At 45.2% G+C, this 16,659-nt stretch carries 9 protein-coding genes; 2 read left to right on the plus strand and 7 right to left on the minus strand.

Going from position 1 to position 16,659, the window contains the following annotated elements; all coding sequences use genetic code 11:
• Positions 1–48 precede the first annotated feature (48 nt).
• From KSW37_RS05110 to KSW37_RS05135, 6 genes are all read right to left on the minus strand, one after another.
• On the minus strand, positions 49–1,722 hold the full coding sequence (locus KSW37_RS05110) for a DUF6377 domain-containing protein (protein ID WP_217313511.1): 1,674 nt from the start codon (positions 1,720–1,722) through the stop codon (positions 49–51).
• A gap of 273 nt (positions 1,723–1,995) precedes the next feature.
• Entirely contained in the window at positions 1,996–3,351 is a 1,356-nt protein-coding gene (locus tag KSW37_RS05115; RefSeq protein WP_254368554.1) for a DUF5121 domain-containing protein, read from the minus strand.
• Positions 3,352–3,393: 42 nt separating this feature from the next.
• Complete coding sequence (locus tag KSW37_RS05120) at positions 3,394–4,941, minus strand: glycoside hydrolase family 30 protein (RefSeq protein WP_217313510.1); 1,548 nt, start codon at positions 4,939–4,941, stop codon at positions 3,394–3,396.
• A 58-nt stretch (positions 4,942–4,999) separates the two neighbouring features.
• Positions 5,000–6,526 carry a RagB/SusD family nutrient uptake outer membrane protein gene (locus tag KSW37_RS05125; protein WP_217313509.1) on the minus strand — a complete coding sequence of 509 codons (1,527 nt, stop codon included), beginning with the start codon at positions 6,524–6,526 and terminating at the stop codon, positions 5,000–5,002.
• 12 nt (positions 6,527–6,538) lie between these two features.
• Positions 6,539–9,517: a SusC/RagA family TonB-linked outer membrane protein gene (locus KSW37_RS05130; protein ID WP_217313508.1), complete on the minus strand. Its 2,979-nt coding sequence runs from the start codon at positions 9,515–9,517 to the stop codon at positions 6,539–6,541.
• Positions 9,518–10,276: 759 nt separating this feature from the next.
• Positions 10,277–11,599, minus strand: a complete 1,323-nt coding sequence (locus tag KSW37_RS05135; RefSeq protein ID WP_217313507.1) for a RagB/SusD family nutrient uptake outer membrane protein — start codon at positions 11,597–11,599, stop codon at positions 10,277–10,279.
• A 306-nt stretch (positions 11,600–11,905) separates the two neighbouring features.
• On the opposite strand from KSW37_RS05135, the gene KSW37_RS05140 reads away from it, so the two are divergent.
• Together KSW37_RS05140 and pnuC are read left to right on the plus strand one after the other, a co-directional pair.
• Positions 11,906–14,266 (plus strand): TonB-dependent receptor, encoded by a 2,361-nt coding sequence (locus tag KSW37_RS05140; protein ID WP_217313506.1) that lies wholly within the window; start codon positions 11,906–11,908, stop codon positions 14,264–14,266.
• A gap of 12 nt (positions 14,267–14,278) precedes the next feature.
• Positions 14,279–14,872 (plus strand): nicotinamide riboside transporter PnuC, encoded by a 594-nt coding sequence (pnuC, locus tag KSW37_RS05145; RefSeq protein ID WP_154480234.1) that lies wholly within the window; start codon positions 14,279–14,281, stop codon positions 14,870–14,872.
• A 149-nt stretch (positions 14,873–15,021) separates the two neighbouring features.
• Here pnuC and dnaA read toward each other — a convergent pair whose 3' ends face one another.
• Positions 15,022–16,437: a chromosomal replication initiator protein DnaA gene (gene dnaA, locus KSW37_RS05150; RefSeq protein ID WP_217313505.1), complete on the minus strand. Its 1,416-nt coding sequence runs from the start codon at positions 16,435–16,437 to the stop codon at positions 15,022–15,024.
• Positions 16,438–16,659: the final 222 nt, after the last annotated feature.

Here is a 16,659-nt window from a genome sequence, read left to right on the forward strand (position 1 = left end):
AAAGAGGGTGTGTCTGTATTTATGACACACCCTCTTTGATTTTATATATTAACCTTTTCCTTTTATCGTTCCTAATTCTTTCACATTTTTCTCAAATTCATTTCTTTCACCAATAGCTCCATTACGCAGTTTTGCCCGATAATTATATATCGTATTAACTGCATAATGCAGGAATTCTGCTATCTTCGTACTGTCATCAATACCCAGTCTTATCAAGGCGAATACCCTCACCATTGCCGGTAACTTTGTTGCATCGGTAAGATGGATTTGTGCCTCCGGCTTCAGAAGGCTATTGAGGTCTTCCACGAAATCAGGGAACAGATGCAGGAAGACCTTATCGAAATTTGCATAGAGTTCTCCCAACTCGTGTTCCTTCAGTTCACTGCTTCTCGTCATTGAATAAAGTTCCTGATATTCACGGTTCTTTACCATCTTATTGACATGGAGACGCAACTTATCCAGTTTGTCTATATAATGAGAACATGCTCCCAGGAACTGGCCTATATATTCTTCCTTCACACCATTTGACTCATTCAGTTTATCATTCGAAGTCTTCAACATTTCGTTGGTAGCAGAAAGTTTCTTATTCAGTTCCTCCAATTGTTCATTCGTTTTCTTCAGTTCATTTCTCGCTATGGTAACATATTTCTTCTGCTTATTGACATAGAAAGCCAGAACACCTAAAGAAAGAACCAGAAGACTGACACAGATGATGGCAAAGACAAGACGCTGGTTTGCCTTCTTGAGCTGTGCCTGATAATTATGATCGATGGTACCAAGCACTGGCGAAATCTGCCAACTGCGAATACGCGTACTAAAACTCTTATTGGCATTCCAAGAGAAGTTGATATATTTATAGGAACGCTCAACATCTCCCTCCTGACTCAGAATATCGGCAAGCATCCAGAGCGAAGCCTGATCATTGATAGCACACTTCACATCACAAATGGCAGATTTTAGCAACCAATATTTCTTCATTTCTTCGTTTTTCAGAGAACGGTAAATCAGATAGCGATAGTAGGCTACGATGCCGTATTCATGACTCCCCTCCTTACATAAATTCAACCGTTCATCATTCACCTTCAATGCTTCATCCCATTTATTCTGACTGGTAAGCATCACCTCTTTACGCATGAGATAATCTTCGCTATGATGTGGAAGGATAGCAAACAAAGTATCCCGATATGCATTCTGACGACTAAAGAATTTCTGACTTAAATCAGTATCTACATGAATATTAGAAAAGCCCAACTCACCATAGACATGGTAATAGGCGATGAAATAATCTTTCCGGTTCGATTCATCCAATGTCTTTTTATCTATATGATTGAGCACCTCCAAAGCCTCAGCAAAAGCTCCGGCTGTAGAATACTGTAAAGCTAACTGACTTTTCAATCCAGCAACTTCAGCCGGCAGTCCTTCCTTCTGAGCCAATACAATGGCTTTCTGAATATAAGCCACAGCAGAATCGCTCTGGTAGGACTTATATTCAGAATAAATCTTGCGATAAGTATTGATGAGCAATTTCGGATTGTTCTCCTGATGAATCAATTCCTTCAACTGAGCGATGCTACTTTCTTTCAGTTTGGTATAGTGCTGGGATTGCTCTATAGCCCGATCAAGTTGGACATACAGTTCACTGATGCTTTCCTTTTGAGCAAAGCATGATGTAAGTGTAGCGAAACACCAGATATACAATATAGATAATAATCTTTCTGTCATTAGTTGATAATAATTTGATGTATAGGTAATCATTGAATCCAGCCCTTACTGCTGTATAGGACATTCAAGAGACAAAGGTATAGCTTTTTGGGTACATTTCCAAATTTTCAAGCATTTTTTTGATATTCTTTTTTATTTTTGTTGTTCTTACATCCTTGCACCTCTCAAAAAAAAGGCTGCCCCAAAAAGTTTGGAGCAGCCTTAAACAAAGCTTTATACCTAAATTATCAAACTAAAACCTAAAATGCTTATGAATGATTATAAACCTACAACTTATTTCTTTTCTACTTTGAGAACAGCCTTGTCTACACCGGCAGTCAAGTCAACTGTAAGAACGTATGTCTCGCCATCCTTCAGTTCTACTCCATCTTTCAGATAAACATTGCCGTTGTCGTGACCGTTACCGTCACCGATGCCGAATACCTCGCTCTCAGTTGAGATGAGATGGCTGTTATCCTTACCCTTGAACTCAATACCCCAGTTTGCCTGACCGAAGAACTTGAAGTTTACGTCAGTAGCTCTGAGCTGCTTACCAACGGTGAGTGTAACCTGATATACCTTATCCTTGATTGGAGTGAGGCAGACGTCAGAGTCAACACCTGTCCACCAGCCATGATTTACAGCGTCCCAAGTTGGCTTGTTGACACCTTCATTACCGATGATCCAGAGTGCACCAGTACCATCGCCATTCAGTGACATAGGCTCACTTCCATTCATTGTCCAGATACGGAATGACTTATGGGTGAAGTCTGCCAAAATAGTATATCTGCCGGTAATAGCCTTGAAAGTATAGCTTCCATCATCTTCTTTCTGGAACCAGTCGCTGTCATAATACCAGTCATCTGGTAGATTATTGCCGTTGATAGTAAGGTTACAGGTAGCACCTTGCTTGATATCACCCACCCAAGTCTTGCCTGCATCAGAATCGGCAAAATCGAGGACAGTAACCGGCAATACATCGGTAGGACCAGCCGTATAGTTCTTGGCATCGAAAGTGACAACTACATCGCTCATATTCCCAGAAGTGAAGTTGAAGTTGCCTGTTTCTCCCAAACTGATATCCTTACCTGTGCTGGAACCGAAGACAAACTTTCCATCCTTCGTTGCAAAATATCCCTTGAAGGTCTTCTTGCTGCTAGGAAGAACAGCCTGATAAACAAAGTCGCTTTTCTCTGTCATGTCATATTTAACACCATCAGCACTCACAAACTGCAGATTGTTGAAGTGAGGGCGCTTGATATCAAACGACAAGGTCTCTGTATTCGATTTGGTTGATACATTCTGCAGAGTAAGTTGAATATCCACCTTTCCATCAGGAACATTCTGTGCATAAGGCACTTTCAGTTTGACTGTATATTCACCAGCCTCCTTGGTACGGATGGTAGTTTCATCTACACTCTGCCCACTAAACAGGAGGTTTGCTTTCAAGGTAGAGAGAGCCACGCCTCCCTCATCCTTGCAGTTTACTTTCACCTCCACTTCATCGCCCATCCATACAGCTGTAGCAGGAGCCGTACAGCTCATCACAGGATTACCGGCAGGAGTAGGCGCACTGTAATCATCATCGCCGCAAGATGCCATCAGTGGCAGGGCGAGCAACGCCATGATATAATATTTGATATGTTTCATAATGATCGTATCTTTAATGAATCATTTACTATAGTTTATGGATTACTTATTCCACTTGCAAGAAATCACACCATTAGCAGGAACATTGCAGGTAAAATTATGAGTTCCATCACTGAGGTTGATTGACTTAGCCTCATCTCCCTCGTTGATAATGACAGCAGCATAACTACCATCAGGATTAACAAACTCAGCATGTGTAATCTTACTGTCATTAACGGTTCGGGATGTATTACCAATGCGAACCGCACCAGGAGCAACGACACTAGACATGTGGTTGATGATGTAATAATGAGAATTGTAGCTCAACTGGTTGTAACCATTCTGATTGATATCAATAGCACCATAGCAGGTCTGGCATCCACCATCCAGATTAGGTCCCATCTTATTGTCAAGCATCAGATTCCATACAAGCACAGCCTTGCAATTCTGGTTTACCGTAGCGAGCGCCACATTCTTCATATCCGCCATCAGTCGTTTACTCAAGTCACGTCCGTTATTCCAGGTTCCGATACTGGTTTCCGAGAATATCAGTTCCTTGTCAGGACGCTGGTTGTGGATATCAGTCAACTCGCTGTTGTTGCCGCCATAATCATGATAAGCAGCACCTACAACCAGTTCTGAGCCCTCAAAGTTATCACCGATAGCATTGTAGAGTTTCACAGGATAATCTTCCTGATCGGCAATATTGTCATAGTTGTAGTTGTGATCGAAGACATAAATCTTGGTCTGCAGATTATTCTTCTTAAACTGTGCGGCCAACTCCTTCACGAAAGGAGCCTCTTCCTGCCAAGGCATATAGAGTGAAGCACAGTTTGCTTTGTTCAATGGCTCATTCTGAGGACTAACAGCATAGATATTGATACCTTTCTCCTTCATCACATTAATAAACTTCACGAAGTACTTGGCATAAGCCTCGCGATAATCCGGATTGAGATGACCATCTGTCCATGAATCCTTAGGATTCTTGGTATTAAGGTCTGTCACCTTCATCCATTTTGGACAAGTCCAAGGAGCTGCGATAATCTTCAGATTTGGGTTGATGGCAAGAATCTCCTTCAATACCGGAATCACATAATCGTTCTCATCGCTATAGAGCGCGAAGTTGCTGATAGGGTCAGATTCGCTGCCCTTCTTGTCGCAATAGGTATACTCAGTACTTGAAAAGTCGTTGCATCCCAAAGAGATACGGGCATAACTTACGCCATAACCCTCTGTGGTAGAGTAAATACGCTTCAAGAGAGCCAGACGCGCCTCTGGGTTCATCTGCATCAGATTATAGCAGGATGAATAAGTGATGGCATAACCGAATCCATCAATCGTCTGATACTTCTTATTTAAATCGAGTTCGATGGTGGTTGGTGCCATAGATACTCCATTATACAACTTTACCTCACCCTGTGCCAATGAATAGACTCCATCGGCTGTGGTAATGAAAGTTTTGGCTGTTCCTTGTGCCGGTACCGGATTTGGTGCCTCACTAGGAGTATCAAAGTCTACAGGATCTGAGAATGAGTTACTGCTGCTGCAAGCTGTCACAGAGAAAGCTGTTGCGCAGACCAGCATCATCAGTTTACTGCTATAGTATTTCATATTCGTTTCTTCTATTATTTGTTAATAACGGTTTGAGTTGAAAGCTATCCAGGTTAGCTTAGTAACCTGGATTCTGCTCTAGATTGGTATTCTGGTCAAGAGCGGTCTGTGGAATTGGCAACAGGTATGAATTGCTGTCAAACTGTCTTACCTGTCTGATGCGTCCGCTGTCACGGTTGTCTATTCCGTTGAGATATTGCTCCACCTTGTTGTTGCGGCAGAGGTCGAACCAGCGTTCTCCCTCAAAGGCAAGTTCCAGACGGCGCTCATGGAGCACAGCCTCTATCATAGATTCCTTGCTGCCAGTCTTGTCGGATGTCAGTTCCTTCAGTTTGGCACGCTTGCGAATCTGGTTCACGAGTTTCGCACTCTCGGCAAGATTGCCCTTATAGGCTTCTGCCTCAGCCTTCATCAGGATAATATCAGCTAAGCGAACCCAGTAAATATTATTGTATGAAGAGCGTAACTTATACATGAACGGATAGTTGGAAGCCGGATAATAGTTGCTCCAGGTACAGGCATAATATACGATAGCCTGATTCTTACGTACCTCATCACCCTCCTTGTCAAAGTCATTGATGATGTCTCGTGAAGGAGTAATCCACTTTGCCCAGGTAAAGTAATAATCCCAGTTGTCTAACTGACGGCCGTACATCCAGGTTTCCCAGTTTCCGCTACCGGTTGTCCAATGCACCTCCAGAATACCTTCTTTGGTATTGCGTTTCATGCAGTCTTTCGCGGTCTCATCATAGCCCCAAAGAGTTTCATAACTATCTTCCAGCTCTACACCGGTTGTATTCATCACCTTGTCGGCATAAGCGATTACCTTGTCATAATCCTGCACTTCCTTTTCGGCATAAACCTTGGCAAGCATAGCCTGAGCTACGGTCTTGGTCATCTTGGTGCGGTCGGAATTGTCATTATCCGGTGCATACTGCTCAGCATCCGTCAAGTCGGCAATAATCTGCTCATAACATTCCTTCGGCGTCTTGCGAGGTGGATAATAGGTAGGATATACCTCATTGATATTCTCGGATGTAATGGTCTTGGCGATGGTCGTGATGACAGGGAAAGAACCCCACAGACGAGCCATTCGGAACATCATCAGGGCACGGAAAATTTCGCCCTGTGCCTTATAGGAATGATATTCTGCTTCTGATATCTGACCATTCTCCTTCAATTGCTCAACACCATTGATCAGCACATTTGCCTGGGCGATATCCTCCAGATAGCGGTTCCAGTCACGGCTCAATACCGAGTTGCTGGCATCGATAGAGTTGGTTTCATAAGGTACCACCTCGGCACCGGTAGTTCCGGCATAAGCATTGTCGCTATGTGAATCGCCTATCAGAAGATAGTCGAGATGGGTATGCTCCTGACGGTTGCGGAACAACTCATAGAGCGATTTGAGCTGTGCATCAGCAGCAGCCTTGTCCTTCAATACGGCTGTTGAGGTCTCTGTCTGACCGCCCTGTGTTATTTCTGATGGCTCTGATAATGGCTCGTAGTCGAGAGAGCAACTTGCCAAAGAGAACATTGCGATGCCACCGAGCGCCAATGTCTTGATTGTATGATATGTTTTCATTGTTGTCGATGTTTAGAATTCTACTTTTACACCTAATACTACACTCTTATTGAGTGGATATGTACCCCAGTCGATGCCCTGTACACTACCACTGTTGCCATACTGGTTAACCTCCGGATCCATACCTGAATAGTCGGTCAGGGTAAGCAGGTTGGTTGCTGATACGTATGGCTGCAGACGGGTCAGGCCGAAGCGTGAAATCAGTTTGCGAGGCACATCGTAAGAGAGAGAAATATCCTTTACACGGAGATAACTGCCATCTTCTACGAAGTAGGTTGAGTTGCGGATATCCCACTTAGCCTTTGGCACATCGGTAATCTGACCAGGAACTCTCCAGCGGGCCAGCACCTTGGTGCTTTGGTTCTTACCATCATACATTCCTTCGGTTTCCATACGTGAAACGTTGTAGATATCGTTGCCATAGCTTCCCTGGATAAGAATACTGAGATTCAAGCCTTTATAAGAGAAGGTATTGGTCAAACCGAATGTGAAGTCTGGATTCGGATCACCGATATAAGTACGGTCACTGGCAGATACCAGACCATCACCGGTCACGTCCTTATACTTCATATCACCTGTCTCGGGATCCACACCTTCTGCTACATATCCCCAGAAACTGCCCAATGGCATACCTGGCGTATTGCGAACCACCTGTTCGTTGACGAAATCGGTAGTCGTGGCTTCATAATATACCTGAGTCAGAGACAGGCTCTCCAACTTATTCTTGTTGAATGAGATGTTGAAATCTGTATTCCACTTCAAGGTGCCTGTCAGATTCTGTGAAGAGATGGCAAACTCCCAGCCTTTGTTGATCATCGAACCGCCATTATAGGTCAGGTTACTTGCAGCAGCACTACCTGCCGGCAAGGTGATGTTCATCAACATATCCTTGGTCTTCTTATAATAGTAATCAGCATAGAAGGTGAGGCGGTTGCCCAGTATGGTCAAGTCGAGACCGATGTTGGTCTGGGTTGTTGTTTCCCAAGTAAGCTCAGGGTTACTCAGGTTGCCCTGTGAGAAAGTAGGAGTAGAATTGGCATCATTTCCCTCGCCAAACCACTGCACACGATTGATATTGTATCTTGCCAGATAGCTGTAATCGCCCAATCCGCTCTGGTTACCGGTCTGTCCCCAGCCTCCACGAATCTTCAAGTCGTCAATCCACTTGATATCTTTCATGAATTTCTCATTGCTTACGCGCCAGGCACCAGAGAATGATGGAAAGTAACCCCAACGGTGATGCGGTGCCAACTTGGAAGAACCATCGGCACGCATATTGGCGGTTACCATATAGGTATCATTCCAGTTGTACTGCAAACGGGCGAAAGTAGAGAGAATAGCCCAATCAGAAGCTGACGAACCGGTTCCTGTCCAGGAAATCTTATTGGCTGCATTCAAGGTTGGGAACAGATCGTTGGCATAGTTGCTACCATTGATATAGTTCTGGCTCCACTTGCTCTGTGTCCAGGAACTACCAGCCATCGCATCCAGACTGTGCTTTCCGAATGCCTTCTTATAGTTTAATACATTGTCCCATACGATAATGCTGCTGATGTTTCTACCATCATATCCTGTACCGAATTCCTGACGGCCGATGGTAGTAGATATCGGGTCAAGGAAGTTGGTGGTTGTTCCTTGTGTACGGTCGAACGAGAGAGATGTGTTATAAGTCAGTTCAGGTATAAAGGTGACAGTAGCCTTTCCTGTTGCCAGCAATCGGTTGTAAGCAGACTTATTATTCTGTGTACGAGCAATATTCTCTGCTGGCGAGGTAATGTTCACGCCATAGAAGTTGTTGTAGAACTGGCTAGGATTCTCCGGGTTCCATACCGGTGCATAGGTTGGCGTATTGACGATAGCGGTTACTACGCCGCCTCGGTTAGAACCGGCACCCGAGATGATACCTGTACCCTTGTTGGTATAATCAGAATAAGTTACACTGGCATTGAGTCGCAACCACTTACGTATATCGTTCTCTACAGATGCTCGGAAGTTGTAACGCTGATAGCTTGACTTCTTGATAACACCATTTTCGCCTGTATAGCCACCCGAGATAAAGTATCTCAGTTTATCGGTACCATTGGTGATAGAGAGCTGGTAGTCCTGTACATTACCCGTACGGAACACCTCGTCTTTCCAGTCGGTCTGGTCTTTCAAGCCTTCCGGCAGTTTCACCAGTCCTATCTCATCCATCAGTTCCTTATACTGAGCCGCATTGAGAGATTCCTGGTTGTCACGTACAGTATTAAATGCATAATGTGCATTCAGAGATACCTTGGCAACGCCAGCCTTACCCTGCTTTGTACCTATAATAATGACACCATTGGCTGCACGGGATCCATAGATTGCAGCAGAAGAGGCATCCTTCAATACCTGGATATTATCAATATCATCAGCTGCCAGGAAGTCGATATTAGTCATTGGCACACCATCTACTACATAAAGTGGATCATTACTACCATTTAAAGAGGTGGTACCACGCACACGTATGGTTGGTGAAGCACCTGGCTGACCGTTGGCTTGCGAAATCTGCAAACCGGCTGCCTTTCCCTGCATACCTGCTGCGGCAGATACGATAGGACGGGTATCAAGATCTTTGGCTGACACACTGGATACGGCAGTAGTTACATCCTTACGCTTGACAGAGCCATAACCGATAGCCACCACTTCGTTGAGCATATTAGACTCCTCTTCGAGCATAATCTGTACGCCGTTAGAAGCTTTCACTTCCTTATTCTTATAACCTATATAAGAAATTTTGAGTCTGGCACCTGGCTGTACTTCGATGGTGAAGTGACCATCCAGGTCTGTAGCAACACCATTTTTGGTACCATTCTCCAGAACCGAAGCTCCGATAACGGGTTCATTGGTATTGTCGATTACAGTACCCGTAATCTTCACCTTCTGTCCCCAAGCTGTCGCCGAGACCATTAGGACGAGTGCTGAGGCTGCTAGTCCTCGCAACATCGCATTACTTTTTGATTTTCTCATAATAGTTATTCTCATTTATGTTTAAAATTGTTTTCTGATAGTCGGGAACCCATCCATGATTGGTTTCCGATTGCAAAAGTATATAAAATGTCTGATATTTGTTGGTTGATTAAATAATTAAGTGGTGAAAATGACCACCTATTTTCACCACTACATCTGATTATCAGGACTTTACATTTTTCATAGTTCTAAATATAAGTGGTAGATTTATAATGGTAAAAGGTACAATTATAGAAGAAAAAAATGGTTTTATTTAAATGTATCTTCGCTTGAGGCATCCGCGCTTGAGGTATCCTCGCTTGAGGCGGATTGCAAATCCGCAGGAACGCCTAGCGGAATTGCGTATCTCCCTAACGCCTAGCGGAATTGCGATTCTTATTACGCCTAACGGATGCGCTGCGAAACGGGAACAGCTGACTAGTGAAACTAGAACAGCAGACTAGCGAAACTTGAACAGCAGACTAGCGATAGGCAGAACAGTGGGCTGTCTGAGCCAAACAGCGAATGAAAACCGGTTTGACAGGTTTTTAAATAACCGAAATATCACACCGGTTACGGCTGATATCAGAAAAGAAGAAGAAAAATTGATTTTACTCTTCACTCTTCACCTAATCGCTGGGAATGCCTTTATATAAAGGGGATTCGAGAGGTGAAGAGTGGGTGAAGAGAGGTGAAGAGTTACAAAAAACTCTTCACCCTCCGCAACACCTTTATACAAAGGGGATTCGAGCTATCGGGTGAAGAGTGAAGAGTTTTTGGCTATTCCATTGCCTCATATCCTTTGTTCTGAACCAGCTTGCCATTGAAGGCAAGACTTCGCTGAGGTATCGGAAAGACGATGGAACAGGACGTAAGAGCGGACTGAACAGAACGGCGAAGATGCGAGGACTTGAGAAACTTGCCGAAACGGATAAGGTCCTGACGATGACAGGTCTCACCCGCCAGCATAACCTGACGGTCTTCCAGAATATTAGCAAGCGAAGACTTGCGCGCAGGCAAACCGGCATGCGCACGAACCATATTATACTCTGCCCTGCCATCCCCATCGTTGCGCTCCATCGCCTCAGCCTTCATCAGCAAAACATCGGTATAACGGAAACGGAACAGAGGTTTGGCTGGCCGTGGATGCTGAACAGAATCAGCCTCATCCATCACCAGCGCATCCTTCGGCATCAGATAACGCACAGAACTGTTGAAGATTTCATCCTCCTCTAAACTGCAGCCCTCATCAGCCAGTCTGTTGCAATAGAAGATACAGGTTTCCCATGCATTCAATATCTTGCTGCGGTTCTCACTCGCCTTGCCGCCCGTAATGAGCGAGGCACCATCGGCTGTACGCACCATAAATTCCAGGTCCCTACCCTTCGGACGTTTCCTGTAACCCTGCGCCCAATCGTTGTACATATAGATTTCAGCATTCAGCGCCAGTTTAGCCAGCAGGAAGTTAACCACAGGCTGCGTGATGCGCCCATAATGAGAGCCTTCCTCCAAACTGGACGTCTGAGGAAGATAAGGCAACACCTGCTGCAATTCGCTGAAGATGAAATGTAATATTTCGCTCCGTTCGCTCTGAGCCGACAGCTTTTCATCGGTAACCGAAGAGCCCGATGCCGGTTCATAGATGAGAGATTCTGCCGCAGACAGGAGTACTGGAATCCTGCCATACAAATCCATCGCCTCATAATACATCATGGCTCTGATGGCACGCACCTCAGCCTTGAACTGTGCCTTCTGGTTATCGGTAAGCCGTACTGACTGTAAATCAATCATATCCAGCGACTTGTTGCACATACCGATAGCCCGATAAAGATATTGCCAGGAAGAATAAAGCTGCTCATCATCAGGAGAAAGAGAAAGCAGACTGTCAAGACGCTGAATATCGCGGATGCCTTCCCCATCTATCGTTCCACCCATAAAATCATATAAAGGAGCTATGGTCGTATCGAATATTTCAGACGCAGAACCATTGCTGCCACCCCCATCGAGCTGCTCCTTAGGATGCTCATTCAAGCACGATGAGAATGCCAACAGGGTCAGGAAAGAGATGACCCAAGTGAACAAATGTGAAATATACCGTCTCATAATCCTATCACATGAAGTTTAGGTTTCAAACTGTAAGGACTGCGAATAACAGCAATCCGACTGCAAATATAAGAAAAAAGAATGATAAAAGGACACAAATATAGTAAAAATCTACGCAAATTTTGCGGTTATCAAATTTATTTGTACCTTTGCACCCGGTTAGCAGAGAGCTAACTAAGGGGTGCTACCGCCGGAAAAGAGAAAAAAGCGGATGCTGAGAATATACCCATCGACCTGAACCAGGTAATGCTGGCGTAGGAAAATAAGGCACATTCCCCCCTTATATGATGTTTTTAATTTAAATAAATGAAAAGATTCAACGGGATCGCACTCAGTGTAGCGTTTTGCTCTTTGGCAAGCCAGGCTGCACTGGCACAGACAAAAATCGACACCTTGAAGGTGCAGAATTTGAATGAAGTGATTGTAAAAGGCGTACGTGCCACAAAAGAAGCTCCATACGCCGTGGCTAACATCAGGAAACCAGAACTCAAACAATTCTCTTGCTCAGGTCAGGAATTGCCATTTCTCCTTTCTCGTACACCGGGCATTCTCGCCTGGAGTGAGAACGGTATCGGCACCGGTACTACCTATATGCGCATTCGTGGCGCTGCCGGAAGCCGCATCAATGTAACACTCGACGGAGTGGCTCTCAACTCACCGGAAGACCAGACTGTTTTCTGGGCTAACATGAACAGTTATTCTTCGCTCCTGGGCAGCATCCAGGTACAGCGCGGCGTAGGCTCTTCTACCAATGGCGACGGTGCCTTCGGTGGAAGCATCTCTATGGCTACAGCTGCTCCTTCGCTCACCCCTACTGCAGAAGTTACCGGTTCTTTCGGTTCTTACAATACCTATCATACAGGCGCCAGCTTCTCTACAGGTCTGCTTGGCAAGCATCTGATTTTTGACGGTGCTTATCACGAGACAGCTACCGACGGTTATGTAGACGGCACAGCAGGCCGCTCAGGTTCTTACTATGGCGGACTGACCTGGCTGGGCGATAACTTCAAGATAAGCTACAAGAACATCGGCAACTTCGAGAAGACCGGTCAGGCTTGGAGCGGTGTGCTGGGCGGAGATTACAACTCTAACTTCACCCTCCTTGATGATGGCATCCGCACTTATAAAGATATGTATAAAGCAGGTCTGGATAAGTTTAACGTGCTGACAGGTGATTTGGTTCGCAACGGCAAGGGCGATTATACCATCACTCCTTATACCCTGCGCGACGGAAGCAAATGGGACAAGACTACTGATAACTTCTATCAGAACCACAACATCCTTTCGGCTACCTGGACACCAAGCAGCCACTGGAGCCACAGTCTCTCACTGCATTATACCTATGGCTACGGCTACTACAAGGAGTTCAAGAACAACGCCAAGTTTGCCAAGTTCGGACTCGTTTACAAGGATGCAGAGGGCAACAAGGTTAAAAAGTCTGACTTCATCCGCAAGAAGGGACTCACCCAGCATACCTACGGCATGGTATACAATACCAACTACAAGGATGAGCACTGGGATGTTATCGGCGGATTAAACCTGCAGCAGTTCCGCGGCAACCACTGGGGATACCTTACTTATATCGCCAACCAGGATGCCGAGAAGAAGTTCTTCGGCAACAACGGCCAGTATAAGTACTATGATTCTGATGCCCACAAGTATGACTACAGCGCCTTCGTCAAGGCAAGCTATCGCTTTGCAGACTACTGGAATGCCTTCGCTGACCTGCAGTATCGCCGTGTAGAATACAAGACCGACGGTATCAACGATAAATTTATCGCCCAGGCAGATGGCAGCTACAAGAACCAGGAGCTGAACATCAACGAGAAGTACAACTTCTTCAACCCTAAGGCAGGTATCAGCTTCAACAAGGATGGCCACAAGGCATACGCATCTGTAGCCTACAGCAACCGCGAGCCAGAGCGCAACAACTTTACCGACAACTTCAACTATCCATTCCCTAAAGAGGAGAAGCTGCTCGATGTAGAGTTCGGCTATCAGTATCAGGGCGACAACTGGCATGCAGGTGCCAACTTCTACTATATGGATTATGACAACCAGCTGGCTCAGACCGGACAGCTGAGTGACATCGGCGAAGCGCTGACCACCAACATCAAGGATTCTTACCGTATGGGCGTAGAGCTGACAGCCGGCTGGGCACCATTGTCATGGTTGTCTGTAGAAGGAAATGCCGCTTTGAGCAAGAACAAGATCAAGGACTTTGATGAGTATGTAAGCAACTGGGAAGACGATAAGAAGCCAGGCGTAGTACATTACGACAACTCAACCCTGTCTTATTCTCCATCAGCCATCCTGAACGGATTCATCGATATCCACTATGCCGGTTTCTCAGCTACCTGGCACACCAACTTTGTAAGTCGCCAGTATATTACCAACACAGAAGACCGCGACTTCTCACTGCCATGCTATTCACAGAGCGACCTGAGCCTGAACTACAGCGCTAAGCTAAACAAGGCACTCGGCATCAAGGAGGTAAGCTTCGGTGTGGACATCAACAATATCTTCAACCGCCACTATGCAGCCAGCGCATTCACCTGGGGCAATGCTATCGGTTACGGATATACATTGGACAAACGATTCAAGCAGATAGCCTACATCCCGATGGCAGATACCACCTGGATGACGCATCTTACATTGAAGTTCTAATCAGAAATCATCATGATGGATTATATTGCATCACATGGTTTAGACATCTTTACCACGGTACTCGGACTGGTTTATATCCTGTTGGAGTACCGTGCCAGTATCTGGCTCTGGCTGGTAGGCATCATCATGCCCGCCCTGGACGTATGGCTCTATTGGAGTCATGGTCTTTACGGCGATGCGGGTATGGCGGTCTACTATACGATAGCCGGTATATATGGTTATGCCGTATGGAAATATGGCAAGAAGCACAACCAGAAGGAGAAAGAAGAACTTCCGATTACCTATATGAAGAAGTCGCTCTATCTCCCTACTCTTCTGTTCTTCCTGGCAGCCTGGGGCATCACCTATTATATACTGATAACTTTCACTAACTCTACAGTTCCCCTGCAAGACAGTTTCACCAATGCCCTGAGCTTTGTGGGTCTCTGGGCGCTGGCACGCAAATATATCGAGCAGTGGTTCTTCTGGATTATCGTAGATGCCGTTTGCTTCTATCTCTATATCGTCAAAGGCATCCCTTTCAAGGCTGGACTTTACGGCCTCTACGTCATCATCGCCGTAGCCGGATACTTTAAATGGAAGAAGATGATGATGAAAAAGAGTTGATAGTTTACAGTTAACAGTTTATAGACGGAAAAAGGAAGCCAAGGCAAATACAAACTTGCCAGGCTTCCTTTTATTTCATTTATATAAACAAGAACCACTATACCAAGGTTCCGCGTTTAAACTTATCCAATCAGCGAAAAGCACATTCTTTATGCCCTTTTCACCTTTAATCCGTTTTCAATACTAACCAGTTCATCGCTGAAACCGGAATCAACCTTCAGCCTTTCTTCTACTTTTGTACAACTGTGGATAACTGTGCTATGATCGCGATTACCAACGAGTTTGCCGATTCTCGAAGCAGGCATTTTGGTATATTTCTGTGCCAGATACATCGTTACCTGTCTTGCCACGACATAATCACGCTTACGGCTCTTGCTGTTCACGGCAGTAACCGTTACATTATAATGATGGCAAACCGTTTCAACAATATCATCGATGGTGAGCGGCTTATCATCCAACTTCACGGCACGCTTGATGACGCGCTCGGCAAGACGGATATCAATGCTGCTGTTATAAACAATGCTGTAAGCCAGAAGACCATTGATGGCTCCCTGCAGATCGCGCACACTTCCGTTACAGGTCTGGGCGATGAAAGAGATGACATCTACCGGAATCTTCAAACCGTCACGACGAATCTTATTGCTCAGGATATCCACACACAACTGGATATTCGGCTTCTCCAACTCGCAGACCAGACCACAAGAGAAACGGGTGAGCAGACGGTCTGGCATATCCTTCAACTCTACCGGAGGGCGGTCGCTCGCCAGGATAATACGCTTTCCGTTGCGGAAAAGGTGGTTGAAGATATGGAAGAAGGTATTCAGCGTCTTCGCCTTACCAGCCCACTCCTGGATATCATCCACAATCAGCATATCGATAGACTGATAGAAGTTGATGAAATCATTGCTCGCATTATGGAGCACGGCATCGGTATACTGGGTCTGGAAAAGGCGGGCACTCACATAGAGTACACGCTTCTGAGGATACATCTGCTTCGCTTTCAGGCCGATGGCATTCACCAGATGCGTCTTACCGCTACCCGAAGGTCCGTAAATGAACATTGGGTTAAACTGGGTGGTGTTGGGATGCTCGGCAATAGACAATCCTACGGAACGAGGCAGCTTATTGCTGTCACCCTCCATATAATTGTTGAAAGTAAGCTTCGGGTCTAACTGTGTATCAATGTCTTCCTGCTGCTGGGGAGCAACAGGCTGGGCAGCCGGCTGCTGGGCACGCTCACGAGCCTGCTTTGCCAGATCAGCATCGTCAGGATCCGCCTCGATATCTTGAGAAAGCTTATGCTCCTTATCGGTTACAACACGATAAGTGAGACGGATTCCTTCCCCAAAATTACGATGCAGCACCTTACTTAACAAGTCAACGAAGTTCTGTTCCAAGTACTCGTATACGAACGGACTCGGAACCTGCACCAACAAAGTCTTTGTCGACGGCTTGTACGATTCAAAGACGATTGGCTTGAACCATGTGTTATATTGCTGCTCTGTTACACTGTCCTTTATGAGCAAAAGACTGTTGTCCCAGAGGGCTTTTGGACTTGCTAACATTGATTACTTATATTATTAATACTTTAATTCACAAATGATGGGACGCACCGAATGATGCGAAATCACGTGCAAAGTTACAAAAAAAATAGGAGAAATGCAAATCCCCTTATTTAAAACATTTTAATAGATAGTCTATAATTTATTGAATATCAAATACTTATTGAAAACATCAATATAATAGACTGAATTTCAGTGAAACAATAATGTAACGTCCCCGAAACG

Source organism: Segatella copri (genome assembly GCF_019127135.1).
GTDB lineage: Bacteria > Bacteroidota > Bacteroidia > Bacteroidales > Bacteroidaceae > Prevotella.

Coding starts and splice junctions, on each gene's coding strand:
- KSW37_RS05110 (WP_217313511.1), bottom strand. CDS start 1,722: ATGACAGAAAGATTATTATCTATATTGTATATCTGGTGTTTCGCTACA.
- KSW37_RS05115 (WP_254368554.1), bottom strand. CDS start 3,351: ATGAAACATATCAAATATTATATCATGGCGTTGCTCGCCCTGCCACTG.
- KSW37_RS05120 (WP_217313510.1), bottom strand. CDS start 4,941: ATGAAATACTATAGCAGTAAACTGATGATGCTGGTCTGCGCAACAGCT.
- KSW37_RS05125 (WP_217313509.1), bottom strand. CDS start 6,526: ATGAAAACATATCATACAATCAAGACATTGGCGCTCGGTGGCATCGCA.
- KSW37_RS05130 (WP_217313508.1), bottom strand. CDS start 9,517: ATGAGAAAATCAAAAAGTAATGCGATGTTGCGAGGACTAGCAGCCTCA.
- KSW37_RS05135 (WP_217313507.1), bottom strand. CDS start 11,599: ATGAGACGGTATATTTCACATTTGTTCACTTGGGTCATCTCTTTCCTG.
- KSW37_RS05140 (WP_217313506.1), top strand. CDS start 11,906: ATGAAAAGATTCAACGGGATCGCACTCAGTGTAGCGTTTTGCTCTTTG.
- pnuC (WP_154480234.1), top strand. CDS start 14,279: ATGATGGATTATATTGCATCACATGGTTTAGACATCTTTACCACGGTA.
- dnaA (WP_217313505.1), bottom strand. CDS start 16,437: ATGTTAGCAAGTCCAAAAGCCCTCTGGGACAACAGTCTTTTGCTCATA.